1 pseudogene is annotated in these 527 nt (G+C 70.2%); it reads right to left on the bottom strand.

The annotated features are described in order from the left end of the window. Positions 1 to 337 (bottom strand): annotated as a pseudogene (locus D9R14_RS23320) (hypothetical protein); the annotation flags it as partial. Positions 338 to 527: the final 190 nt, after the last annotated feature.

The raw sequence follows: 527 nt of genomic DNA, 5'->3' as shown, positions 1-527 counted from the left end.
CGCGCCACGGCACGCCGGCGAGGCGGCCGAAGGGCGCCAGGTTCTCGCGTAGTGTCAGCGGCCGTTCGCGCGCGATCTCCTGCGGCGCGCGGCCGATCAGGCGGCGGGCGGCGGGGTCATCGGCCGGGAGGCCGCCGATGAGCACCGCGACCGAGGGCATCAGCAGCCCGAGCAGCGAGATCGCGGCGGATACGACGATCAGAAAGGCATAGCGACCCGACCAGCCCGAATCCTGGGCGATCTGGCGAAGCACCGCATCATGATCGACCCCTCCCACGACCCACAGGGTCCACCATCGCCGTATCGGGTTTCGAGCATGGGCCGTCTGTTCTGCCATTCCGCTATGTCTTCCACCGGCTGAAAAGGTCAGTGCTACGCCATCCCGGCCGGCGCGACGACCCCTTTGGACAAACGGGGCGGATCGCCGCGGCATGTGGCTGGCCATGGCGCGGCCACCGCGTGTAGAGCCGATGCATGGCCGAGTCGAACCCGCCCCGCCCCGGACACCGGATTTGGACGCCCGCGCG

It is taken from the genome of Xanthobacter tagetidis, from assembly GCF_003667445.1.
Taxonomy (GTDB): Bacteria; Pseudomonadota; Alphaproteobacteria; order Rhizobiales; family Xanthobacteraceae; genus Xanthobacter; species Xanthobacter tagetidis.
Note: the sequence above shows the minus strand (reverse complement) of the source record. Positions and strands in the feature narration are given on the sequence as shown.